We start from the raw sequence: 22,755 nt of genomic DNA on the forward strand, positions 1-22,755 counted from the left end.
TTTCACTCCGCATTGTTGTCAGGATAGCGTGCCAACACCAAACAGGCGTTCTGCCCCCCCAAACCAAACGAGTTGCTCAACGTGTAGCGCACGTTGGCTTTGCGCGGCGTCCATGGGACGTAGTCCAAATCACATTCCGGGTCGGGTTCGTCATGGTTGATGGTGGGGTGAATGGTCTGCGTTTCGATGGTTTTGACACAGGCGATGGCTTCAAACGCCCCCGCCGCACCCATGCTGTGGGCAATCATACTCTTGGTGCTGCTAATCGGAATCTGGTACGCCCGTTCGCCAAAAAGCCGCTTGATGGCTTTAGTTTCGACGACATCCCCAACCGGCGTCCCTGTGCCATGCGCGTTGATATAGTCCACATCTTCAATGGACAAGCCGGCGTTCTCCAACGCCCACCGCATGGCGCGCACAGCGCCATCGCCTTCGGGGTGCGGGGCGGCAATGTGATACGCATCACTACTTGCTGCGCCGCCAAGCACTTCCGCATAGATACGCGCACCACGCGCCAACGCGTGGTCCAGCCGTTCAAGAATGAGGATTGCCGCGCCTTCGCCCATCAAGAAACCGTCGCGGTCCTTGTCGAAGGGGCGCACAGCGCGCTCGGGTTCATCGTTGCGTGTGCTCATGCCGCGCATGGCGCTAAAGCCCGCATAGGCAATGTCCACCAGCAAGGCTTCCGCGCCGCCACTCACCACAATATCAGCCACGCCCCGGCGAATGAGTTCCGCGCCTTCGATGATGGCTTGTGTACCACTGGCGCATGCCGCCACGGTTGTGCCCAGATACCCCAACAGGCCAAAATACTGGCTGACATGGTGCGAAATCATGTTGGGCAGGGCTTCGGGCAATGCAAAGGGGGGAACACGTCGCCACCCCTTGGCGTGCAAGATATCCAACCCCTCAATCACCTTGTCGAAGCCCCCGTAAGCAGTGCCAATTTGCAACGCCACCCGCTCAGGGTCGGGAACGCCATCCGCCAGCCCGGCATCTTCCAACGCCTGGCGTGTCGCCACAATGGCGAATTGGCTACACCGCGCCAGACGTTTGGCTTCGCGGCGGTCCAAACCGTAGTCTTGTGGGTCAAAGTCGGTGATTTCAGCGCCAATTTTGGTGGGCAAGTCGGTTTCTTCAAAGCGCTCAATACGCTTCACCCCCGAACGACCGGCGAGCAACCCATCCCAGAACAGGTCAACCGAATGCCCCAGCGGGCTTACAACGCCAAGCCCGGTCACCACCACCCGCTGGTGGGCAGGACGTTCAACAGGCATCGCTTAGCCTCCTGTGGATACTGATTGTGCTTTGGGCATCCCGGCAATACCGTCGCGGATGGCTTGCACCACGCCTTGCTCGACGGCGGTCTTTGCCACCCGCACCCCGTTCATCACGGCGTAGGGGTTGGAACGGCCATGCCCAATAATCACAACCCCATCCACGCCCAAAAGTGGCGCACCGCCATACTCGGCGTAATCGGTGCGCTGCGAAATGCGGTCCAGCGCGCGCTTGAAGCCCCAACCAATCAGCCCCGTGTTGGCGAGCAAACCGCCGATGAACCCCAACGCCACGCCTGATTGCGTCGCCAGCCACGCCAGCCCACCAGCAGCCGCCAGGCTCAAAACTGCGCCCTGCGGCGTTTTCACCAGCGCCTTGGCATCGCGCGACAATTCTTCGCGCAAGAGTTGTTTGGTCATGGCGCCCAGCCCTTCGGCAAACTTGATGATGACGTTGCCGGTGAAGCCATCCGTCACCACCACATCCACCAGCCCAGCGGGAATGTCTTTGCCTTCCACATTGCCGTAGAAATTGATGGGCATTGTTTTGAGCAACTGATGGGCTTCTTGCACAATGGGCGTGCCTTTTTTCTCTTCTTCCCCATTGCTCACCAACCCCACCGTCGGATTGCGGCGTCCCAATACACGTTCCGCATAGACCGCCCCCATCAGCCCGAATTGCGCCAGATATTCAGGCTTGACTTCGGCGTTTGCGCCCACATCCAGCAAGAGGCAATGCCCCTTGACGGTGGGGAAAATGGTGGACAATGCCGGGCGTTTGACGCCCTTGATACGCCCCAGATGGAAAATAGCCGCCGCCAGCATACCGCCCGTATTGCCGGCACTAAAAAAGCCGTCAGCACGGCCTTCTTTGAGCATTTTCATCCCCACAACCATGGAACTGTCGGGCTTGGCCTTGACGGCGCGCGCCGGCTCATCCTCCATCTCAATCACCTGGCTCGCCGGCTCAATCTCAATCGAAAGCCCGCTGGTATCGTGTTTCTTCAACTCCGCCTCGATTACGTCGGGTTTTCCAACCAGCACAATCGTAATGCCATAGCGTCGCGCCGCCATCACCGCCCCTTCGACAGGCGCTTGCGGCGCATGGTCGCCACCCATTGCGTCCACGATGATTTTCATCAGTCTCGCAACCTCCTTCCTTGATGACCTGAGGGATGGCGCGCATTATACAGAAGGTGAACCACAGGCGCAACACATTCCCCGCCGCCTTCAACAATCGGGCAACCGCCCCACTCGCCAAAAGCGGGCTTTTGCGCCCTTCCCAAAAAGCGTACAATCTCCCCGCCTATCTCATCAATCAGGGACGAAAAGCGCACCATGTCAGTTGATTATTTCGCCATCATCCACACCTACATTCCGCCCGATACGCCGCTCTACCGGCTCTATGTGCCGCATGTCGCCATGGTGACCGCCAAGGCGTTGCGCATTGCCCGCCGATTGGGGCTTTCACGCGAACAGGAACGCTTCATCGAGGAAGCCGCCATGCTGCACGATATCGGCATCGTCAACACCCATGACGACGTGCTTGGCACGACGGGACCCCACCCCTACATCATGCACATTGTCGAGGGGCGGCGCATTCTTGAAGCCGAGGGCTTGCCGCGCCATGCGCTGGTCGCCGAGCGGCACATTGGCGTGGGCATTACCGCCGAAGAAGTGCGCGCCCAGGGATTGCCTTTGCCTGTGCGCGATTACGTGCCGCAAACGCTGGAAGAAGAGATTATCTCCTACGCCGACCTCTTTTTCAGCAAGCACCCCGACCACCTCTGGCACGAAAAGCCGCTCGACGTGGTGCGCCGCGCCGTGGCGCGTTATGGCGCACGCGCCCAGGCGCAGTTTGAAACGTGGGTGCGCCGCTTTGAACCGGAGGCGCTCGCATGAACCAACCGCTCCGCGCCAACGACCCCCGCCTGCCGGCGGTGCGCGCCCGTCTGTATGCGCTCCTGCGGCTGGCGTTGCACCGCCGCCTGCTGGACGCCGCCATTGGAGTGGGCGCACCACTGCAAACGTGGCCCTTCATCCACACCGCATGGCATCTTGCCCTGCTGGAAACGCACCTTGCCGCGCTGATTGAAACGGTGTTGCCCACACTGGCGCACGCCCTTTCAGCCGAGAGCGAACGCCATCGGCACGAAACCGATACGCCCCACGGGCATGTGGATTGGCACGCGACGCTCCGCCACCGCTTGCACGCCCCGCAAAGCCAAAACGTCATCCAGCGCCGTGTGTTGCGCTCCTTCGACACGCCCGAAAACCGCTTTGTGGCGTTCGTGCTCGATTGGGCGGAAACCCTCGTCCGTCAGACTGCCCCACACCTGGCGGCGTTGGGTGTGGTGGAAGGGGCGCATCTGCTGAACACGTTGCGCGACCTGCGGCGTCAGCCCCCCTGGTGTTGGCTACCGGCGTCAGGCGGGGCGCTGACGCCGCAAGAACAAGCGCGCCTCTCCGCCATCACCGGACGCCATCCCGCCTACGCCGCGCTCTGGCGCTGGTGGCAACAAGCCCAGCGGTGCGCGCAGATTGAAGATGAACCGCACAAAAGCCGCCTGCCGGAAGAAGACCCCGACCGCCTGTACGAAGTGCTGGTCTTGCTGGAATTGGTGCTGGCACTCAGCGAGAACGTCCCGCTGGTGCAACAACGCCCGCTCTTCACCACCACGCCCGACTACACAGCCCCCACTTTTACCGCAGAAACACCCCACGGGGCGCTGCACCTTTTCTACCAGCGCAGTGCGCCGCTCAACACGTACCGCCGCCTGCCCACGGTGCGCGGCTTGCCGGACATCGTGTTGCAGTGGGCGGCGTCGGGGCGCATGGTGCTGGTGGACGCCAAAAACTACGCGCCGGGGCATCACAGCGAGGCGCTGTACAAAATGCTGGGGTACTTTTACAACTTCGGCTATCCCGACCGATTTGCAGCCATCGCCGGCGGGGCGCTGGCCTTTTCAACCGAAGAACGCGAAGGGCGCGGCTTGCACGCCTGGCACACCGGCGAGGGGCAAGCGCTCTTCTCGTTTGTTGTGCCACCGCTCCCCGATGAGACCTACACCGGTTTGCGCGAGTTTGCGGCGTGGGTGCTTTGTGCTACGCCGGCGCCGTCAGGCGGCGAATGAGTTCCGCCAGCAACACTGTGCGCGGCACAATGCTGTCAACGTCCAGGTACTCGTTGGGGCTGTGGTCAAGTCCACCCACAGGTCCTAGCCCATCCAGCACAGCCAGCCCCCCCGCCACCAAAAAATTGCCATCGGACGAGCCGCCGCTGGTCGCCGCCCCAATGTCAAAGCCCAGTTCGTGGGCGATTTGGCGGGCGAGCGTGTAGAGCCGCTCGGTGCCTTCGTTTGGCGGCCAGGGTGGGCGGTCAATCTCGCCTTCCAGGCGCACCTGTGTACCTTCAATGTAGGTATGCGCCACCGTCTCGCGGATAAGCGCCTCGATGGCTGTCCGCCCCGCCTCATCAACCACGCGCACATCAGCACCCGCTTCCGCCGTGCCGGGCACCACGTTGCGGGCGGTGCCCCCCTGCACCTGCGTGACTTTGATGGTGGTGCCGGGAACACGCCCATTGAGGGCTTCCAGGGCGATGATGTGGTGCGCCAGTTCCAGAATGGCGCTTGCGCCTTTCTCCGGTTCCACACCGGTATGCGCTTCGCGCCCTTCAACGCAGACGCGCAGGAAACCGCCCCCCTTGCGCGCCACCACCACACTGCCATCGGGACGACCGGCTTCCAGCACCAGGCCGGCATCGTAGTGGGGCGCCAGTTCTTGCAGCCAAGTGCGCGAAACGGGCGAACCGACTTCTTCTTCGGATGAGAAGAAGTAGGCAATCTCTTCAAAATGCGCCATGCCCAGCGCAAAAAGCGCCTGCAAGGCATACAGCCCGCTCAGCAAGCCGGCCTTCATGTCGGCAACGCCGGGACCCAGCAAGCGGTTGCCTTCACGGCGCAAGGGGCGTTTGGCGGCGGTGCCGATAGGGTAAACGGTGTCCAAATGCGCCGAGAGCAAAATGCGCCCTCTACCGGTGCCGCGCCAGCGTGCCAGCAAAATGTCGCCGTAGTCGCGTTGGGGAATCCATTCCAGTGTCGCGCCCATGTGGACCGCGAAGCGCGCGCACCAACTGCCCACTTCATCCACGCCGGGCTTGTAGGATGTGCCACAATCCACGTTCACTAGTTCGGCAAGGTCGGCGAGATAGGCGTCCAGGTGGGTTTCCATCCAGTGGGTCAATTCGTCAAGCGGGCGGGTCATTCGCAACTCCTACAATCGCAAGGTGATTCGTTCCGGCAAGGGCCAGCGCCAGATGAGCGCCAGCACGCCCACTACCGCCACCATCAGCACCCCCGCTACCGCCAGCCAGAAACGCACATTCGGGAAGGTCGCCTCAAAGGTCAGGCGTTCCTCGGCGGGCGGTGTGCGCGTCCATGCACGGGTCAGGGTGCGCCCGTTATGGGTGAAGAAAATTTCGTAGCGCACACTCTCGTTCTGCGCCACGTTCAGCCAGGCGTCGGCAATGGCGTTCAACGCATCGCGCACCAGCGGCGTCTCGGCGGCTTCGGCTTGCGCGCGAATGGTCTCCGCCAGTGTGAGGGCTTGCGGCGGCAAGAGGTGAATCTCTTCGACGTAGTGCACCCGCAATGCACGCCAACCATCGCTGAGCCGCCATTCAATCGCCGACGCCTGCAACACACTGCGCAACAGGTCAAACGTGGCGTTGTCGGGAATGGTGGGCAACAGGGCGGCGGCGCGTTCGCGCCAGAGGGCGGGGTCGTTTCCGTCGAATGTGATGACGACTTCGGCGTTGGGGAGCGGGACGGCACAGCGCACATGCGTATCCAGTGAGACAACGCGGCTCATTTCACCACACGCCCGGTCAAGCGCGATCCGGGCAGCGGCTTCATCCTGCACGTTGTAGAAGGTGAGCGTGACGGTGCGTCCGCTTGGTGTGGTTGCCACCTGCACAGCGCGCCGCTCAAACCAGGGGCGCGGCACGTCCATCAGGGGCGCGATGAGGTCGGTCGCGTTCAGGGTTTCGGCTTCGGAAAAAAGCGCCGCCACGCCCTCTTTCTGCAAGGTGGCGTGCAAGCGTTGGGTGAGAAGACGGCTCCGCAGGGATTCCAGCGCGGCGCGCTCGGACGCCGTGGCGAGTTCCCACGCATGCGCGAAACGCTCGTAGGCGCGGTCGAGGGCGTTGCGTGCCAGCCATTCTTGCGCCAGGGTGCTTTCGGCTTCGACAATGAACGCGCGTGCGGCTTCGTCGCCTGTTAGGTCGTAGAGCGCCTGCGCTTCCTGGCGGGCGAGGTCGAGCATGGCGAGGTCGGGGGGTGAACCAAGGCGGGCGACAAAGCGCTGCCACAAGCGGCGGTGCGGTTCGGGGTTTGTGGGGTCGGCGTCGCGGGCGGCAAGGTAGGCGGCTTCGGCTTGGGCGTCGTACTCGCTAGCGCCGGCGTCGGCGAGTTGGGTGTAGATGTCGCCAAGGCGCAACCAGGCGTCGGCGTTCGGTTGGGTGGCGAGCGCTGTGCGCAAGGCTTCCATTTCCCGCCAAAGCGGCGGCGCAATCAGTGTGAGGGAGACGTTGGTATCGGGAAGGTAGGAGACGAAAATCCACTCAACGCGGTCGCCGTAAAACGTGTACTCGCCGCTGTACGCAAACTCGGTCGGTGAGACGCGCACCAGTTGTTCCTGGGTGGTGAGTTCAGGCAAGTTGACGGTAATGCGCGTACTGCCGACCGCGCCACGCCAGCGGGCGGCCGGCAACAAGCCAAATTCCCACGTGACCAAGGGTCCTTCGCCGAGCAGTTGCCGCCATGAGGCTGTGAAGGTTGTGCGCTCATCGCGTGCCAGCGTTGCGGCAGTGGTCCAGACGGTGGTGGTGCGGGTTTCGCCCGCCAGGGAGAGCGGCATTTCGATGGGCGTCAAGGTCAGCGCCTGCCCGTTGCGCCGCACCTGAAAATCCACAAGCGCGGCGGGGTCGCTGTTGAGTGCGCCCCCCGACCAGGCGGGCCAGCCAAATTGCACAAAGGCGGCGCTGGTTTTGCTGACGTTGTGCAGTTTGTACGCGGCTTCGACCGCCGCCCACGTCAACCCATTCTCGTCTGTGAAGATGTCCACGTCGGCGGTGATGGAGATGAGTTCGACGGTTGCGCCGCCCTGCACGGGGGTGGGTGTGTGCGCATGTGCCGCAGGTGCGTTCATCAACCAGACGCCCACCAGCACCATCAAAAGCACCAGACGTTTCGGCATATACGGCTCCATGTGTGTTGGTCGCCGAGAAAAAGGCGGCGGGCGAAGCATGTTCACCCACCGCATCGCGTTTCATCAACGAGCGTCGTGCACGCCAGGCTCAGGAGTGTGTGTCATCGCCAAAGGGCAATGGAAGCGGGTCGCCTTTGTGAATGGTTTTGAGCGCGGCGCCGATGAAGTCGCGGAACAGCGGGTGTGGCCGATTGAGCCGCGTTTTGAATTCAGGGTGGAATTGACTGCCGACCATCCAGGGATGATCGCGCAGTTCGACAATTTCAACCAGCCGCCCATCGGGGGAAAGCCCGCTAAACACCAAGCCGGCTTCGCCCAGCAAGTCGCGATAGGCATTGTTGAATTCCCAGCGGTGGCGGTGCCGCTCGTACACCACCTCTTCGCCATAAGCGGCGTAGGCTTTTGTGCCAGGCTGCAAGACGCAGGGGTACGCCCCCAGGCGCATCGTGCCGCCCAGGTCGGTAATGGCGTGCTGGTCGGGCATCAGCGAGATGACGGGGTGCTTGGTGTGCGGGTCGAATTCGGTGCTGTTGGGTTCATCACTGCCAAGCACGTGGCGCGCGAATTCAATGCACATGACTTGCATGCCGAGGCAAAGCCCCAGGTAGGGGATGTTGTTTTCGCGCGCAAAACGGGCGGCGAGGATTTTGCCCGGCACGCCCCGCTCGCCAAACCCGCCCGGCACCACAATGCCATCGGCGCGTTGCAGGCGGTCCCACCCTATGCCGCGCTCCAAGTCTTCGCTCTGAATCCAGTCAATTTCGACGCGGCGGTCGTGCGCCAGAGCGGCATGGATAAGCGCCTCGCGCACGCTGATGTAGGCGTCTTGCAGTTCCACATACTTGCCTACCAGCGCAATGCGCACGCTCTGGCTCGCCTGCTTCAACCGCTCCACGGCTTCGCGCCATTCGCGCAAGTCGGGCTCGTGGACCCGCTCTTGCAAGCCCAGATACTCGATGACGAGGTCGGCAAGCCCGGTTTCTTCGAGCATCAGCGGCACATCGTAAATCGTCTCGGCGGTGACGATGGGAATGACCGCACGCGGCTCAACGTCGCAGAAGAGCGACACTTTGGCGCGAATTTCATCGTTGACGGGGTGGTCGGAACGCAAGCCGACAATGTCGGGCTGAATGCCCATGCCGCGCAGTTCGCGCACGCTGTGTTGGGTGGGCTTGGTTTTCAACTCGCCGCTGGCGCTCACGTAGGGCAAAAGCGTCACGTGAATGTAGACCACGTTGTTGCGCCCCACGTCTTTGCGCATCTGGCGGATGGCTTCCAGGAAAGGTTGCCCTTCAATGTCCCCCACCGTGCCGCCGATTTCGACAATCGCGACGTCGGCTTCTTGCTGGCGTGCGGCTTGCATAATGCGCCGCTTGATTTCGTTGGTCACATGGGGCACCACCTGGATGGTGCCGCCCAGGTAATCGCCGCGCCGCTCTTTGGCAATCACTTCGCTGTACACCTGCCCCGTCGTCACGTTGTTGAGACGCGACAGGTTCTCGTCAATGAAGCGCTCGTAGTGCCCCAGGTCGAGGTCGGTTTCGGCGCCGTCTTCGGTCACAAAGACTTCACCGTGCTGATACGGCGCCATCGTGCCGGGGTCAACGTTCAGGTAGGGGTCGAGTTTTTGAATGGTCACGCGCAGGCCGCGGGCTTTGAGCAGGCGTCCCAAGGAGGCCGCTGTAATGCCTTTGCCAAGCGAACTGACAACACCACCGGTGACAAAAATATATTTTGTTTGCATGACTGTTTCACCTCCTCGGGAGCGCCATTCTAGCGCACTCCGCACAGAATCACAAAGCAGGGGGATACTTGGCGCGACAGCCAAGGGGCTGAACTTGTCTTCCCCCTGCGAGCGCGGTAGAGTGAAACCGCAACCAAAAGGAGTCTGCACCATGAGCCCTTACCTGCGCGATGATGAACGCTTCCGCCTGCGTCGCCGTGATGCGATTGAATGGCTGCTGGGCAACGAAGCCCTGCGCCGTCGGTTGACGGATGAAGAAGCCCGCCCGTTGCTGGCATGGGCGGAGCAAACCATTGATGCGGTGGTACGCCGCACGTTGCGCCTGCCCGACGAAGAGGCGACACCCCGCATCGAAGCGACGCTGGACGCTGTTGGCGCGCTGCTGCGTGCCGTCAACCGCCTGCTCGATCCCGAAGACGACGCCGCCGACGCCACCGCACGGCTGGCGGACGCCGCCGCACGGCTTGGTTTGCCGCCCCCACCGCCGTTGCCCGCCGAGCGTGAAGCCCTGCTGGAAACCATCACCGCCTGGCTGGAGACACACACCGACGGGACGGGAGCAGAGCACCCATGAAACGCAGAGACAAAGGGCTGGCAACGCTGGTTGTGCTCATCCTGCTGATTGTGCTGGGCGCGCTCAGTTCGCAAGCGGAAGAAGGGAGCGAGGTGCGCCTGCTCTACGAAATTGTGCGCGAGATTGCCGCCACGTTGGGGGTTGGCACGCCGCCCCCCGCCGGCGCGCCGTCGCCCGACTGGTACACCATCGCCTTCACCACCCCCACCTGCCCGCCGGAAGAAGAACGCCACGGCGGACTGGATGAACGCATCGCCGCCGACCTTGCCGCCGCCCAAACGCGCGTGGACGTCGCCGCCTACGACCTGGACGCGCCCGCCATTGTGGACGCGCTGATTGGGCTTGAAAAGCGAGGCGTGGCGGTGCATATCGTCACCGATACCGACAACGAAGATTTGCCCTCTATTCGCCGCCTGCGCCGCAACGGCATCAGCGTGGTGACGGACGACCGCACGGGGCTCATGCACAACAAATTCATCATCATTGACGACCACATCCTCTGGACGGGCTCCATGAACCTGACGACGAACGGGGTCTACTGCAACAACAACAATTTTGTGCGCTTTGAAAACGTCGCGCCGCTCATCGAAAATTACCGCACCGAAATGGAGGAAATGTACACAGAGCGGCTGTTTGGTCCCACTTCCCCCGTCAACACACCTCATCCCACCTTCACGTATGCGGGCGTAGCCATGCAAAACATCTTCGTGCCCGAAGAAAGCGCGGCGCTGGCAATTGCCCGCGCCGTCGCCGGCGCACAGGATGAGATTCTCATCATGGCGTTTTCGTTCACCAGCGAGCCGATTGGGGAAGCGGTTTTGGGGCGCGCCGCCAGTGGGGTGCGAGTGCGCGGCGTCTTCGAGACGACGGGGTCGGAGACGGAATTCAGTTACTACACCAAGTTGAAAGAAGCGGGCTACCCCTCGGTGCAGGTGCGCCAGGACGCCAATCCGCGCATCATGCACCACAAGGTCATCGTCATTGACCGCCGCACCGTCATCTTCGGGTCGTACAATTTCAGCGACAACGCCGACCGCCGCAACGATGAAAACGTGCTCATCGTGCACGATCCCACATTCGCCGCCCCCTTCGTGGCTGAATTTGAGCGTTTGTGGAACGAATAAGCCGCCAACGGCTCAATTGTTAGGTGCGCCGGCGGCAATCCATTCTTCGATCAACTGCACCTGCTCAGGCGAAAGTGGGGGCGCGTCGGGGGGCATGGTCCCCTGGCGCACGTATTCGAGCAGGCGGCTCGCCTCCGGGTCGCCCGGAATGACGACGGGACCCGCAAACCCTCCGTAGAGCGTGTGCTCGTAATCGTTCAGCCACAACCCCGCCACACCGCCATGACAGCGCACGCAGTTTTGTTCCAGAATGGGCAAAATGTCGCGCCGAAAGGAAACGCGCACTGTGCCGCCCGGCGTCGCTGTGGGGGCGGGCGTGAGCGGCACAGGCGTTGTGCGCGGCGGCAGCAAACTGTAATCGTAGGTCGCGGTGGGTTTGGGGGCTGGCGCGTCGGCAGCCCGACAGGCGCTCACCAACAGAACGCCCATTCCCAAAAGCAACAGTGTCAGCATGTGCCAATAGTGTTTCATAGTGCGTTCCGAAGCGTTTGTGCGTTGAGAGCCACAATCACCGTGCTCAACGACATGAACAACGCCCCCACCGCCGGCGAGAGCAAAATACCCCATGGCGCCAGAACGCCAGCCGCCAGCGGGAGCGCCACAATGTTGTAGGCGGTCGCCCAGATGAGGTTCTGCACCATTTTGCGATAGGTCGCACGGCTCAACTCAATGAGTTTGACGATATCGAGTGGGTTGCTGCGCACCAGAATAATGCCCGCCGATTCAATCGCCACATCCGTTCCGCTCCCAATGGCAACGCCCACGTCGGCTTGCGCCAAGGCGGGAGCATCGTTGACACCATCCCCCACCATCATCACACGCTTGCCCTTGTCTTGCAACTCGCGCACCTTGGCGGCTTTGTCCTGCGGCAACACCTCGGCAAACACATAGTCAATGCCCAGTTCTTGGGCGACGGCTTCCGCCACAGCGCGGCTGTCCCCCGTCACCATCGCGACTTCCATGCCCAACGCATGCAACTGTGCCACCGCTTCATAACTTTCGGGGCGAATCACATCCGCCAGCGCCAAAGCCCCCACCACGTTGCCGTCCACCACCACATAGATGACGGTCTGCCCCTTGCGCCCGGCTTCTTCGGCAAAGGTTTGCAGCGCAGGCGGAACCTGGACGTGCAACTCATCAAGCAAGCGGGGCGCCCCAACATACACCTCGTGCGATTCCACGCGAGCGCGGACACCGCGCCCTTTCAGTGCCTCAAAATCGCGGCTGGCGGGGACATCAATCCCCCGCTCCTCAGCCGCCTGACGAATAGCCGCCGCAATGGAATGTTCTGAATCCCCCTCAGCCGCCGCCGCCAGGCGCAACAGCGCGGTTTCATCCATCCCTTCGACCGCCTGCACCGCCACAACGCCTTGCTCCCCTTTGGTCAGCGTCCCTGTCTTGTCGAACAAGACCACATCAACCTCGCGCGCTGCTTCCAGTGCCAGCCGGTCGCGCACGAGAATGCCATTGCGCGCCGCCAAGGAGGTGCTCATCGCCACCACAAGCGGCACCGCCAGCCCCAAGGCGTGCGGGCAGGCAATCACCAGCACCGTGGCGACACGTTCAATCACCGCAACATCAAACCCAATAGCCACAATCCACGCCACCGCCGTCAGAAGCGCCACAACAACCGCCGCATAGAACAACCAACCCGCCGCGCGGTCAGCCAGCAACTGCGTGCGCGATTTGCTCGCTTGCGCTTCCTGCACCAGCCGCATGATGCCGGCAAGCATGGTATCGTCGCCTGTGGCGGTAATACGCACGCGCAAACTGCCACTGCCGCTGTTCACCGTGCCGCCTATGACGCGCTCACCGGGACCTTTTTTCACCGGCCTGGATTCGCCCGTCAACATGGATTCGTTGAGTTCGCTTTCCCCTTCCAGAATCTCACCATCAGCCGGCACTTTCGCCCCCGGTCGAATCAGCACAATATCCCCCGGACAGAGCGCCGAAAGTGGGACCTCTTCAACCGTTCCATCATCCCGAACCCGCTCCGCCGTCGCCGGCAACAACTTCACCAATTCGTCCAACGCGCGCGACGCCTGCCGCACGCTGCGCATCTCAATCCAGTGCCCCAACAGCATGACGTCAATCAAGGTCACCAGTTCCCAAAAGAAACTGCCGGCGTCGGGCAGAAAGAGCGCTGCCAGGCTGTACACAAACGCCACGCTAATCGCCAGCGAGATGAGCGTCATCATGCCTGGGCGGCGCTGGCGCACTTCCGGCAGAGCCATTTGCAAGAAGGGCACGCCGCCATACAAAAAGATAATCGTGGCAAAAATCGGCGATACCCATTGACTGCCCGGAAAAGTGGGCGGCGAGAACCCGAACCACTCTTGCAACATGGGGCTGTACACCAGAACCGGCACTGTCAAGATCAAGCAGACCCAGAATCGCCGGCGAAATAACGCCTCATGACCAGTGTGGTCAACATGCGCGCCATGGTCATGTTCAGCGTGTTGTTGGTGCTGATGCGGTGTCTGTGCGTGGTGCTCGTGCTGCTTGTGGTCTTCATGCGCCTGATGGTGTTGGTGCATAATGCCTCCTTGTTTCATTCTTTCCCCTATACCCCAGGGGGGGATAAGAATGTTCAAAACAATTGTAACGGGACATGTGCAATGCGCAAAATGCAAACAAGTGGGTGAAGGTGTTTCCAACCTGCTCAGCAACGATAGATATTCGGCAAATCATGGCCTCTTCTTACAATACGCCACCCGACACACACCAACCAACACACGAGGAAGAACCCATGCCCGAACCAACCGCCGATTTCATTTTCGGGACACTCGCCACCGACGAGAAACGCCTGGCACGCCTCAAAGCCGAGCGGCGCGGGCTGTTCCACTTTCCCGAACCCCACCCGCGCGACCCCACGCCCGGCGCCCCCATCACCCTCACCGTCACCACCGGTCCCGACGTGCCCGCCGACCGCGTTTGCCTCTACGTGACCACCGACGGCACACCACCCCGCGGCGCGCGCGGCGTCGCCCAGCACGGCATGGCGCTCCCCATGCGCCCCGTCGCCAGCGAATGGGAGACGCTCATTTGGGGCTACGTGACCCGCTGGGAAGCCACGTTGCCCCCCCAACCGGACGGCGCGCGCGTGCGCTACACCTTCGACGCCTGGCAATCCGCCGGCAGCGGCTACTGGCGCGAAGAGCACAAAGGCGCACCGCGGCTCTACGGGTTCGACGTGGACACACTCCGTGTGCCCGACTGGTTGCGCGCCGCCATCATCTACCAGATTTTCGTGGACCGCTTCGCGCCCGACCCCGGCAAATCCTTTGCACCGCCCAGCACCCCGCTGTCGGGCTTCTATGGCGGCACCCTGCGCGGCATCATCGCCAAACTCGACTACATCGCCTCACTCGGCGTCAACGCCATTTGGCTCACGCCCTTCTTCCCCAGCCCCAGCCACCACGGCTACGACGCCACCGACTACGGCAGCGTTGAACCCCGCCTGGGCACCAATGAGGACATTGACACCCTGCTCGCCGAAGCACACGCCCGCGGGTTGCGCGTCATTCTCGATTTCGTCGCCAACCACTGCTCGCACCGGCATCCCGCCTTCCTCGCCGCCCAGCAAGACCGCCACGCCCCCACGTTCGACTGGTTCACCTTTGAAGAATGGCCGCACCGCTACCGCACCTTCTTCAACGTCCAGAGCATGCCCCAATTCGACCACCAGAACCCCGGCGCGCGCGACTATCTCATCCGCCACGCCGTGCAGTGGCTGGAACGCGGCTTCGACGGCTTCCGCCTCGATTACGCCTACGGACCGCCCCACCTCTTTTGGAGCGAAATGCGCACCGCCACCCGCGCCGCCAAAGCCGACAGCGTCATGTTCGGCGAAGTGGTTGAAACCCCGCGCCTCATGCGCTCCTACGAAGGGCGCATGGATGGGTGTCTCGATTTCCTGCTCCTGCAACACCTGCGCGCCCTCTTCGCCTTTGGGAACGAAACCGTCAGCACATTCGACGCCTTCCTGCACCGCCACGCCGCCTACTTTGCGCAGGGCGAAAACTTTGTCCTGCCCGCCTTCCTGGACAACCACGACATGAACCGCTTTCTGTGGATTGCGTGCAACGACAAACGCCGCCTGCGGCTGGCGCTCCTCTGCCTCTTCACGCTGGCGGGACCCCCCGTTGTGTACTACGGTACCGAAGTTGGGCTGAGCCAGGTGCGCGACCTGCGCCACCCGGACGGGCGCAACGTGCTCGAAGAATCACGCCTGCCCATGCTCTGGGGCGACGACCAGGACCGCGACCTGCTCGCCTTCTTTCGCCAACTCACGCTTTTGCGCCGCATGGGGGGCGACGTCTGGTGGCGCACCCCCCATGAGACGCGCCTGGTGGACGACACGCGCGGGCTCTACGCCTACGCCCACGGTCCCTACACCATCGTGCTGAACACTAGCGACGCCCCGCAAACCGCCGACATTGCCGGCGCCGGCGACGTTGTTCTGCGCACCGACGACGCCATCCACCTGCGCGGCACCAGCATCGCCCTGCCCCCACTCAGCGGCGTTGCCTTGCTCGCCTGAAACAGCGCGGCGCACGCACATGTGCGCCGCGCGCCATCCCCCTATTTGCCGCCCACCCGCTTTGTGCTATCCTTCACAACAAACCGACTAGTCGGTCTGTTTTGCGAGCAACAAGGAGGCGCAACATGCCCGAACCCGTCCAATCGCGTGCCCAAGCGACACGCCAACGCATTCTCGACGCCGCCATGCGCATTTTTTCCAACAAAGGCTATCACGATACGCGCGTGGACGAGATTGCCGCGGCGTCGGAAACGTCAAAAGGCGCTATTTATTTCCACTTTCCCAGCAAGGAGCGCATTTTTCTGGCACTCATTGACCAATTCGCCGACTTGCTGGAAGCGCAACTGGAAAAAGCCCTGGCGGAAACTCCCGGCGGCATCGAACGGGTGGACGCCGCCCTGCGCGTCTGCCTGGAAACGTTCGGGCAATATCGCCATCTGGCCAAAATTGTGCTGGTGCAAGCCGTGGGGTTGGGGCAAATTTTCGAGCAGAAGCGCATCGAAGTGCATCAGCGGTTTGTGCACGTCATCAAACGCGAACTGGACAAAGCCGTCGCCGAAGGCGACATTCCCCCCATTGACACCGAAGTTGCCGCGCTGGCGTGGATGGGGGCGCTGAACGAGGTAGTCATTCAGTGGGTACACACGGGCGAACCAGACCCCACACGCAGTTTGCCCACCTTGCGCCTCATGCTGTTGCGGAGTGTCGGCGTCAATGTTGAAACGGAGTAAGCGGCAATGTTGCGAGAGGAAACGATGACTTCTCATCTTTCAACCCGTCAAGGAGGACGGTTCCCCAACCTGAATACGCCTGTGGTGCTCACCCGACGGTGTGCGCCCATTGCGCCCCATGCCCTGCTGCACGTGGGGAAAGGCCACGCCCGCTTTTTCTGGCAAACGCCTCAGGGGCAAACAGTGGCGGCTTTTGGCGTCATGCACCGTTTGCAAACACGCGGCGCCGACCGTTTCGTCCACATGGCCGCCGCCGCCCAAAACGTGCTGGCAAACCTGCGCACCACAGGCGCGCCCGACGCCCCCGCCCCTCTGCTGGTTGGCGGTTTCGCCTTTGACAACCGCCAGGCGTATGGGTGGGAAGGGTTCGCCCCCGCCGATTTTATCCTGCCCCGCGTGGTACTCCGTACCGATGAGCGCGGCACATGGCTCAGTGTGTGCGCCGAAGACGAGACCAAGGCGGAGAAACTCTGGCAAGCGGTGGTAGAAGCGGTACACCGCGCGCCTGCGGTGGGCGCAACCACGCTGCCCCGCATTCAGCACGAAACGCGCGCGCCTGATGAACACACCTGGCGGGAGATGGTGCAACAAGCCATCGAGAGCATTCGCGCCGACGTGGTGCAAAAGGTGGTGCTGGCGCGCACTTGCCGCGTGCAGACCAACGCCCCGGTTGACCCGCTGGCGGCGCTGGCGCGCCTGCAAGCGCGCTACCAGGGGTGCTTCATCTTCCTGGTCGAACCGACGCCGGGGCATGCGTTTTTTGGCGCAACCCCCGAAATCCTGGCGGACGTGCAGGGGACGACGCTCCGCACCATGGCGCTCGCCGGCTCCATCGGGCGCGGCGCCACCCCCGAAGAAGACGCCGCCCGCGCCGCCGAACTGCTCAACAGCGCCAAAGACCGCCGCGAACATGCGTTCGTCGTGCAGGCGATTTTGCGCCACCTGCGCCATCTCGCCCACGACATCACCAGCGCTCCCGCCCCCTCGCTCTTGCGCTTGCCCAACATTCAGCACTTGCACACCCCCATCACCGCCACGCTCAACGCCGACGTGCGCATTTGGGACGTTGTGGCTCACTTGCACCCCACGCCGGCGGTGGGTGGTGTGCCGCGTGAACGGGCGCTGGCGCTCATCCACGAACTGGAACCGTTTGCGCGCGGCTGGTACGCCGCCCCGGTCGGCTGGGTGGACGCCGAGGGCGACGGCACATTCGTAGTCGCCATTCGCTCCGCGCTGGCGGTTGCCCGCACGCTCACGCTCTACGCGGGCGCGGGCATCGTCGCCGATTCCGACCCACAACGCGAATGGCACGAAACCGGCTTGAAATTCCGCCCATTGCTCGAAGCGATTGGAATACACTCGTGAAGGATATGCCATGAACGCACACGCGCACGCCAACCGCAACACCTTCTGGGCATCCATCTTTGTGGACGAACTGGCGCGCGCCGGCGTCCAGCATGCGGTCGTCGCGCCTGGTTCGCGCTCCACACCGTTGGCGCTGGCGTTGGCGAACACACCACACATCCAGGTCGTCTCGTTGCTGGATGAACGCGGCGCGGCGTTCTTTGCGCTGGGCATGGCGCGCGCGACCCAACGCCCGGTTGTGGTGCTTTCGTCGTCCGGCACAGCCACCGCCAACTTTTACCCCGCGGTCATCGAAGCCGCTCAAACGCGCGTGCCGCTCATCGTCATCACAGCCGACCGCCCGCACGAACTGCGGCAAAGCGGCGCGAACCAGACGATTGACCAACTCAAACTCTACGGCGACCATGTGCGCTGGTTCTTTGACATGCCCCTGCCCGAAGCCACACCGCCCGACCATGTGTTGCGTGCGGTGCGCCAACTTGCCGTGCGCGCCGTCGCCGAAGCCACCGGGCGCCCGCGCGGTCCCGTGCACCTGAATTTTCCATTCCGCAAACCGCTGGAACCAACCCCCGTCCCGCACGACCTGCCCACGCCCTTGCCGAACACGCTCGGCTACCGTGGGCGCTCCGACGGGACACCCTTCACACACGTGCGCCGTGGACGCCTGCATCCGGACGATGAAACAGTCGCCTGGCTCAGCACGCTCATGCAGAACACCCCGCGCGGCGTGTTCGTGCTGGGCAAACACCCCTTGTCCGAGGAAGCCGTGGACGCCCTCGCCCGCCTGGCGCGCGTGACGGGCTACCCGGTTCTGGCGGACGCCCTTTCGGGGGCGCGGTTTGGGCATCATCTCGGCTACGCCGGCGTGGTCATTTGCACCGGCTACGAACTGTTTTTGCCCTTCTTGCCCAAAACACTCACCCCCGACCTGATTGTGCATCTGGGCGGCATGCCCGTTTCAGCCCAACTCGAAAACTTCCTGGCGCGCACGCCCGCCATGCGCATCGTGATCAGCGAAGACGGCGCCTGGGAAGACGCCGTGCATACCGCCCATCATTGGATTGAGAGCGACGCCGCACGGCTTTTGAGCGCCATCTACGCTACACTCAGCGACCGCGGCACCGCCCTGCTGGGCTGGACATCCGCCTGGGGGGCGATTGACGGCATGGTGCGGCTGGCGATTGAAAGCGCACGCGAAATGTACCCCGACGCTGAGGAATTTGTCATCGCCGACGTTCTCAACAGCCTGCCGGAAGAAAGCGCGCTCGTCGTGGGGAATAGCCTGCCCGTGCGCCATCTCGACCTGTTCGGGCGGGTGCTCCGCCGCCGCCTGCACATCTTCGCCAATCGGGGCGCCAGCGGCATAGACGGCGTGGTCTCGACGGCGCTGGGCGTTGCCGCCGCTCGCCCCCACCACCCCACTGTGCTGGTGATTGGCGACGTCTCGTTCTACCACGACATGAACGCGCTGCTGGCGGTGCAACGCGCCGCTCTGCGGAACATCCACATCGTTGTCCTCAACAACGGTGGCGGCGCGATTTTCAAGCGCCTGCCCATCGCCCAGTACGACCCACCGTTTCGCGACCTGTTCTACACCGCGCACGCCATGCACTTCAAGCCGGTTGCCGACATGTTCGGCATGGCATACGTCCACACGGCAAGCCGCGCCCGTGTGCGCACGGCGCTGGATGCGGCAATCGCCACCGAGACGCCAACGCTCATCGAATTCCAATCCGACCCGGAACTGTCCGAGCATGTGCGCCATTTCCTGCGCGACATGATGGCTGACCTGATTGACAACCAGACAAAATGAAGAGAAGGAGCGAGCCCGATGACCGAACCGCAAACCTGGAACTACATCCGCAAAGCCGCCGATTGGCAACAGGTGAAAGCGTACAACGATATCACCTACTACAAAGCCGACGGTGTGGCGCGTATCGCCTTCAACCGTCCCGAAGTGCGCAATGCGTTTCGCCCCGAAACCATTGATGAGATGATCGAAGCCTTCCGCGACGCCTGGCTGGACACCAGCATCGGCACGATTTTGCTCACCGGCGAAGGTCCTTCCCCCAAAGATGGCGGCTGGGCGTTTTGCGCCGGGGGCGACCAACGCGTGCGTGGGCATGGCGGCTACGAGGGGGGCTACGAACTGCCGCGCCTGCACGTGCTGGAACTCCAACGCATGATTCGCTTCATGCCCAAGGTGGTGATTTGCGTGGTGCCGGGCTGGGCGGTCGGCGGGGGGCACAGCCTGCACGTCGTCTGCGATTTGACGATTGCCAGCCGCGAGCATGCCCGCTTCCAGCAAGCCGACGCCCGCGTAGCCAGTTTCGACGGGGGCTACGGCTCGGCGTATCTCGCCAAGCAAGTCGGGCAAAAACGGGCGCGCGAAATTTTCTTCCTGGAACAGGTGTACAGCGCCGAAGAGGCGTACCAGATGGGCATGGTCAACAAGGTGGTGCCGCATGAGGAATTGGAAGAAGCGGCTTTTGAATGGGCGCAAATTATCAACAGCAAAAGCCCCACCGCTATCCGCATGCTCAAATACGCCTTCAACCTGCTGGATGATGGGCTGGTGGGGCAACAAATCTTCGCCGGCGAAGCCACACGCCTGGCGTACATGACCGATGAAGCCAAAGAAGGGCGCGACGCCTTCCTTGAAAAACGCAAACCGCGCTTTGACAAATTCCCACGCTGGCCATGAGGGGGGCACATCGGCTGTGAACACCAACACCAACCGACCAGACAACCCACCCATGCTGTTGCCCACAACACCGCCAACGGATTGGCTTGCCGAACGCGCCGCCCGCTCCCCATTGCGGGCGGCGTTGTACTGGCAACAGCGCGTCTGGACGTATGGCGACCTGCACCGCGACGCCAACCACCTCGCGGCGCGTTTGCGTGCCGCCGGTGTGGACAACGGCGCGCGCGTCGCCATGCTGCTGCCCAACACCCCCGAAGCCGTGTTGCTCATTCATGCGGTGGTCCGCGTGGGGGCAACGCTGGTGCCGCTCAACACCCGCCTGACCCCCGCCGAACTCGCCTGGCAAGTGGCGCAGACAACCCCGGCGGTACTCGTGCACAACAACAGAACCGCCGCACAGGCGGAACCGCTGGGCGTTCACGTTCCCTTGCTCAATGTGGATGAACCGGCTGCCCCGCCGCGCAACGTGCGCCCCTTTTCCCCGCTGCCCTTCGACGGTGTGCATGCCATCGTCTTCACATCGGGCACCACGGGGCGACCCAAAGGGGCGATGCTGACCCTCGCCAACCACTTTTGGAGCGCCACCGCGTCGGGGTGGCGGTTGGGCGTGCAGCGCAACGACTGCTGGCTGCTCTGCATGCCGCTCTACCACGTGGGCGGCATGGCGATTGTCCTGCGCTCGGCGCTCTACGGCACCGCCATTCTTCTGCATGAACGCTTTGACACCGACGCCGTCACCCACGCGCTCGACAGCGGGCGCGTGACGCTTGTTTCGGTGGTGCCCACCATGCTCAAACGCCTGCTCGACGCCCGCCGCGACCGCCCGCTGCCCCCTTCTGTGCGCACCGTGCTTGTCGGGGGCGCCGCCACGCCGCCCCCCCTGCTGGAACGCGCTCTCGCGGCGGGTCTTCCCGTGGCGCTCACCTACGGGCTGACCGAAGCCGCTTCGCAAGTCGCCACCGCCGCACCGGATGAAGTGCGCGCCGCACCGGGGACGGTGGGCGCTCCCCTCTGGGGCACAGAGGTGCGCATTCTGCGCGACGACGGCACGCCCGCGGCGGTCGGCGAAGTGGGCGAAATCACCGTGCGCGGGCGCACGGTGATGCGCGGCTACTGGCAAAACCCCGTCGCCACACAGCGCACCCTGCGCCAGGGCTGGCTCCACACAGGCGACATGGGCTATCTCGATGAAGTCGGGCGGCTCTGGATGATGCAACGCCGCACAGACCTGATTGTGAGCGGGGGCGAAAACGTCTATCCCTCGGAAGTCGAGGGCGTATTGTTGCGCCATCCGGCTGTGGCGGCGGTTTGTGTGGTCGGCGTTCCCGATGCCGAATGGGGGGAAGCCGTGACAGCCGTCATCCAACTGCACCCGGAGGCGTCAGCCACACCGGAAGAGATACGGGCGTTTTGTCGCGACCATCTTGCGGGCTACAAGTGCCCCAAGCATGTTCTGTTTGTTGACGCCTTGCCGCTGACTGCCTCGGGCAAGATTGCGCGGCAAGCCGTGAAAGAACGCCTTGCCGGTGGCGCATGGCGTGAGAACCGTATGGGCTGAAAAGCCAACACCTCGTTGGAGAGGAGGTCGAACCATGACAGAGACGACGACAACAACCCGTCCGGTGACCATCCGCGATGACGTGGTCATTGGCGGAAACGACATTACGCTCATCCTCGGTCCCTGTTCGGTGGAATCCTACGAACAGGTGCGCGCCGTTGCCGAAGTGCTGGTGGCGCACGGTGTGCGGCTGTTGCGGGGCGGGGCGTTCAAACCGCGCACATCGCCCCACGCCTTCCAGGGGCTGGGGCGTGAAGGGCTGGAAATTTTGCGCGCCGTCGCCGATGAATTCGGCTTGCTGGTGGTGACCGAAGCGCTGGGCGTGGAACATGTGCCCCTCGTCGCCGAATACGCCGACATCATCCAGATTGGCAGCCGCAACATGCAGCACTTCCCGCTTCTGTGGGCTGTCGGTGAAACCGACAAGCCGGTTCTGCTAAAACGCGGCTTTATGGCAACCGTGCATGAATGGTTGATGGCGGCGGAACACATCGCCTCGCGCGGCAACGAGCGCATTCTCCTCTGCGAGCGGGGCATTCGCACCTTTGAGACCGCCACACGCAACACGCTCGACACCAACGCCATTGCGCTGGTCAAAGCCACCACGCCTTTCCCCGTCATCGGCGACCCCAGCCACGCCACCGGGCGCACCGACCTGGTGATTCCGGCGGCGCGTGCGGCGCTTGCCGCCGGCGCCGATGGGCTGATTGTGGAAGTTCACCCACGCCCCGAAGAAGCGCTATCGGATGGGCAGCAATCGCTCCCGCTGGAACAGGTGCCCGCGCTGGTGGACGCCGCGCGCCGTATCGCCGAAGCGCTTGGGCGTGGGGTGCCCATGCCGGCGACACGCTAATGCACATCAAAA

19 protein-coding genes are annotated in these 22,755 nt (G+C 63.1%); 12 read left to right on the top strand and 7 right to left on the bottom strand.

Annotation, left to right across the window (positions count from 1 at the left end):
- Nucleotides 1-2: 2 nt before the first annotated feature.
- Entirely contained in the window at nucleotides 3-1,277 is a 1,275-nt protein-coding gene (fabF, locus tag SE16_RS09275; protein ID WP_054491905.1) for a beta-ketoacyl-ACP synthase II, read from the bottom strand.
- A 3-nt stretch (nucleotides 1,278-1,280) separates the two neighbouring features.
- Nucleotides 1,281-2,417: a phosphate acyltransferase PlsX gene (plsX, locus tag SE16_RS09280; protein WP_054491904.1), complete on the bottom strand. Its 1,137-nt coding sequence runs from the start codon at nucleotides 2,415-2,417 to the stop codon at nucleotides 1,281-1,283.
- A gap of 56 nt (nucleotides 2,418-2,473) precedes the next feature.
- Here plsX and SE16_RS15995 point away from each other — a divergent pair, with 56 nt between their 5' ends.
- The 3 genes from SE16_RS15995 to SE16_RS09290 are packed head-to-tail and all read left to right on the top strand — an operon-like array spanning nucleotide 2,474 to nucleotide 4,411.
- A complete protein-coding gene (locus SE16_RS15995; protein ID WP_161804528.1) occupies nucleotides 2,474-2,626 on the top strand; it encodes a hypothetical protein in 153 nt (50 codons plus the stop codon).
- Nucleotides 2,616-3,179: an HD domain-containing protein gene (locus SE16_RS09285; RefSeq protein WP_054491903.1), complete on the top strand. Its 564-nt coding sequence runs from the start codon at nucleotides 2,616-2,618 to the stop codon at nucleotides 3,177-3,179. The genes SE16_RS15995 and SE16_RS09285 overlap by 11 nt, the downstream gene beginning before the upstream one ends.
- Nucleotides 3,176-4,411 carry a hypothetical protein gene (locus SE16_RS09290; protein ID WP_054491902.1) on the top strand — a complete coding sequence of 412 codons (1,236 nt, stop codon included), beginning with the start codon at nucleotides 3,176-3,178 and terminating at the stop codon, nucleotides 4,409-4,411. The genes SE16_RS09285 and SE16_RS09290 overlap by 4 nt, the downstream gene beginning before the upstream one ends.
- On the opposite strand, the gene SE16_RS09295 is transcribed toward SE16_RS09290, so the two are convergent.
- The 3 genes from SE16_RS09295 to SE16_RS09305 form a co-directional block, all read right to left on the bottom strand.
- A complete protein-coding gene (locus SE16_RS09295) occupies nucleotides 4,383-5,543 on the bottom strand; it encodes a M20 family metallopeptidase (protein WP_054491901.1) in 1,161 nt (386 codons plus the stop codon). The genes SE16_RS09290 and SE16_RS09295 overlap by 29 nt on opposite strands.
- Before the next feature lie 9 nt (nucleotides 5,544-5,552).
- The gene (locus tag SE16_RS09300; RefSeq protein WP_054491900.1) at nucleotides 5,553-7,535 is read right to left on the bottom strand and encodes a TolC family protein; all 1,983 of its coding nucleotides are present in this window, start codon (nucleotides 7,533-7,535) and stop codon (nucleotides 5,553-5,555) included.
- Nucleotides 7,536-7,635: 100 nt separating this feature from the next.
- Nucleotides 7,636-9,291, bottom strand: coding sequence for a CTP synthase (locus tag SE16_RS09305; RefSeq protein ID WP_054491899.1), 1,656 nt, complete (start codon nucleotides 9,289-9,291; stop codon nucleotides 7,636-7,638).
- A gap of 151 nt (nucleotides 9,292-9,442) precedes the next feature.
- Here SE16_RS09305 and SE16_RS09310 point away from each other — a divergent pair, with 151 nt between their 5' ends.
- A complete protein-coding gene (locus SE16_RS09310) occupies nucleotides 9,443-9,865 on the top strand; it encodes a hypothetical protein (RefSeq protein WP_054491898.1) in 423 nt (140 codons plus the stop codon).
- On the top strand, nucleotides 9,862-10,989 hold the full coding sequence (locus tag SE16_RS09315) for a phospholipase D-like domain-containing protein (RefSeq protein WP_054491897.1): 1,128 nt from the start codon (nucleotides 9,862-9,864) through the stop codon (nucleotides 10,987-10,989). The genes SE16_RS09310 and SE16_RS09315 overlap by 4 nt, the downstream gene beginning before the upstream one ends.
- A 12-nt stretch (nucleotides 10,990-11,001) precedes the next feature.
- Here SE16_RS09315 and SE16_RS09320 read toward each other — a convergent pair whose 3' ends face one another.
- A complete protein-coding gene (locus SE16_RS09320) occupies nucleotides 11,002-11,460 on the bottom strand; it encodes a c-type cytochrome domain-containing protein (RefSeq protein WP_054491896.1) in 459 nt (152 codons plus the stop codon).
- Nucleotides 11,457-13,544 carry a heavy metal translocating P-type ATPase gene (locus SE16_RS09325; protein WP_407922989.1) on the bottom strand — a complete coding sequence of 696 codons (2,088 nt, stop codon included), beginning with the start codon at nucleotides 13,542-13,544 and terminating at the stop codon, nucleotides 11,457-11,459. Before SE16_RS09325 ends, SE16_RS09320 begins: the two co-directional genes overlap by 4 nt.
- Before the next feature lie 194 nt (nucleotides 13,545-13,738).
- Here SE16_RS09325 and SE16_RS09330 point away from each other — a divergent pair, with 194 nt between their 5' ends.
- The 7 genes from SE16_RS09330 to SE16_RS09360 all read left to right on the top strand — a co-directional run bounded on the left by SE16_RS09330 (nucleotide 13,739) and on the right by SE16_RS09360 (nucleotide 22,743).
- Nucleotides 13,739-15,532, top strand: a complete 1,794-nt coding sequence (locus SE16_RS09330) for an alpha-amylase family glycosyl hydrolase (protein ID WP_060687529.1) — start codon at nucleotides 13,739-13,741, stop codon at nucleotides 15,530-15,532.
- 125 nt (nucleotides 15,533-15,657) lie between these two features.
- The gene (locus SE16_RS09335; RefSeq protein WP_054493090.1) at nucleotides 15,658-16,263 is read left to right on the top strand and encodes a TetR/AcrR family transcriptional regulator; all 606 of its coding nucleotides are present in this window, start codon (nucleotides 15,658-15,660) and stop codon (nucleotides 16,261-16,263) included.
- 24 nt (nucleotides 16,264-16,287) lie between these two features.
- Nucleotides 16,288-17,628 carry an isochorismate synthase gene (locus SE16_RS09340; protein ID WP_160316987.1) on the top strand — a complete coding sequence of 447 codons (1,341 nt, stop codon included), beginning with the start codon at nucleotides 16,288-16,290 and terminating at the stop codon, nucleotides 17,626-17,628.
- Nucleotides 17,629-17,638: 10 nt separating this feature from the next.
- Entirely contained in the window at nucleotides 17,639-19,441 is a 1,803-nt protein-coding gene (gene menD, locus SE16_RS09345) for a 2-succinyl-5-enolpyruvyl-6-hydroxy-3-cyclohexene-1-carboxylic-acid synthase (RefSeq protein WP_060687532.1), read from the top strand.
- Between the two features lie 18 nt (nucleotides 19,442-19,459).
- Entirely contained in the window at nucleotides 19,460-20,332 is an 873-nt protein-coding gene (locus SE16_RS09350) for a 1,4-dihydroxy-2-naphthoyl-CoA synthase (RefSeq protein ID WP_054493094.1), read from the top strand.
- A gap of 52 nt (nucleotides 20,333-20,384) precedes the next feature.
- On the top strand, nucleotides 20,385-21,890 hold the full coding sequence (menE, locus tag SE16_RS09355; RefSeq protein WP_060687588.1) for an o-succinylbenzoate--CoA ligase: 1,506 nt from the start codon (nucleotides 20,385-20,387) through the stop codon (nucleotides 21,888-21,890).
- A 34-nt stretch (nucleotides 21,891-21,924) separates the two neighbouring features.
- Nucleotides 21,925-22,743, top strand: a complete 819-nt coding sequence (locus SE16_RS09360) for a bifunctional 3-deoxy-7-phosphoheptulonate synthase/chorismate mutase (protein WP_054493096.1) — start codon at nucleotides 21,925-21,927, stop codon at nucleotides 22,741-22,743.
- Nucleotides 22,744-22,755: the final 12 nt, after the last annotated feature.

Origin of the sequence: Ardenticatena maritima (assembly GCF_001306175.1) — a bacterium.
Classification (GTDB): Bacteria; Chloroflexota; Anaerolineae; order Ardenticatenales; family Ardenticatenaceae; genus Ardenticatena; species Ardenticatena maritima.

Bases quoted from the DNA above. Each gene is read 5' to 3' on its own strand.
- fabF (WP_054491905.1), bottom strand. From the start codon at position 1,277: ATGCCTGTTGAACGTCCTGCCCACCAGCGGGTGGTGGTGACCGGGCTT.
- plsX (WP_054491904.1), bottom strand. From the start codon at position 2,417: ATGAAAATCATCGTGGACGCAATGGGTGGCGACCATGCGCCGCAAGCG.
- SE16_RS09285 (WP_054491903.1), top strand. From the start codon at position 2,616: ATGTCAGTTGATTATTTCGCCATCATCCACACCTACATTCCGCCCGAT.
- SE16_RS09290 (WP_054491902.1), top strand. From the start codon at position 3,176: ATGAACCAACCGCTCCGCGCCAACGACCCCCGCCTGCCGGCGGTGCGC.
- SE16_RS09295 (WP_054491901.1), bottom strand. From the start codon at position 5,543: ATGACCCGCCCGCTTGACGAATTGACCCACTGGATGGAAACCCACCTG.
- SE16_RS09300 (WP_054491900.1), bottom strand. From the start codon at position 7,535: ATGCCGAAACGTCTGGTGCTTTTGATGGTGCTGGTGGGCGTCTGGTTG.
- SE16_RS09305 (WP_054491899.1), bottom strand. From the start codon at position 9,291: ATGCAAACAAAATATATTTTTGTCACCGGTGGTGTTGTCAGTTCGCTT.
- SE16_RS09310 (WP_054491898.1), top strand. From the start codon at position 9,443: ATGAGCCCTTACCTGCGCGATGATGAACGCTTCCGCCTGCGTCGCCGT.
- SE16_RS09315 (WP_054491897.1), top strand. From the start codon at position 9,862: ATGAAACGCAGAGACAAAGGGCTGGCAACGCTGGTTGTGCTCATCCTG.
- SE16_RS09320 (WP_054491896.1), bottom strand. From the start codon at position 11,460: ATGAAACACTATTGGCACATGCTGACACTGTTGCTTTTGGGAATGGGC.
- SE16_RS09325 (WP_407922989.1), bottom strand. From the start codon at position 13,544: ATGAAACAAGGAGGCATTATGCACCAACACCATCAGGCGCATGAAGAC.
- SE16_RS09330 (WP_060687529.1), top strand. From the start codon at position 13,739: ATGCCCGAACCAACCGCCGATTTCATTTTCGGGACACTCGCCACCGAC.
- SE16_RS09335 (WP_054493090.1), top strand. From the start codon at position 15,658: ATGCCCGAACCCGTCCAATCGCGTGCCCAAGCGACACGCCAACGCATT.
- SE16_RS09340 (WP_160316987.1), top strand. From the start codon at position 16,288: ATGACTTCTCATCTTTCAACCCGTCAAGGAGGACGGTTCCCCAACCTG.
- menD (WP_060687532.1), top strand. From the start codon at position 17,639: ATGAACGCACACGCGCACGCCAACCGCAACACCTTCTGGGCATCCATC.
- SE16_RS09350 (WP_054493094.1), top strand. From the start codon at position 19,460: ATGACCGAACCGCAAACCTGGAACTACATCCGCAAAGCCGCCGATTGG.
- menE (WP_060687588.1), top strand. From the start codon at position 20,385: ATGCTGTTGCCCACAACACCGCCAACGGATTGGCTTGCCGAACGCGCC.
- SE16_RS09360 (WP_054493096.1), top strand. From the start codon at position 21,925: ATGACAGAGACGACGACAACAACCCGTCCGGTGACCATCCGCGATGAC.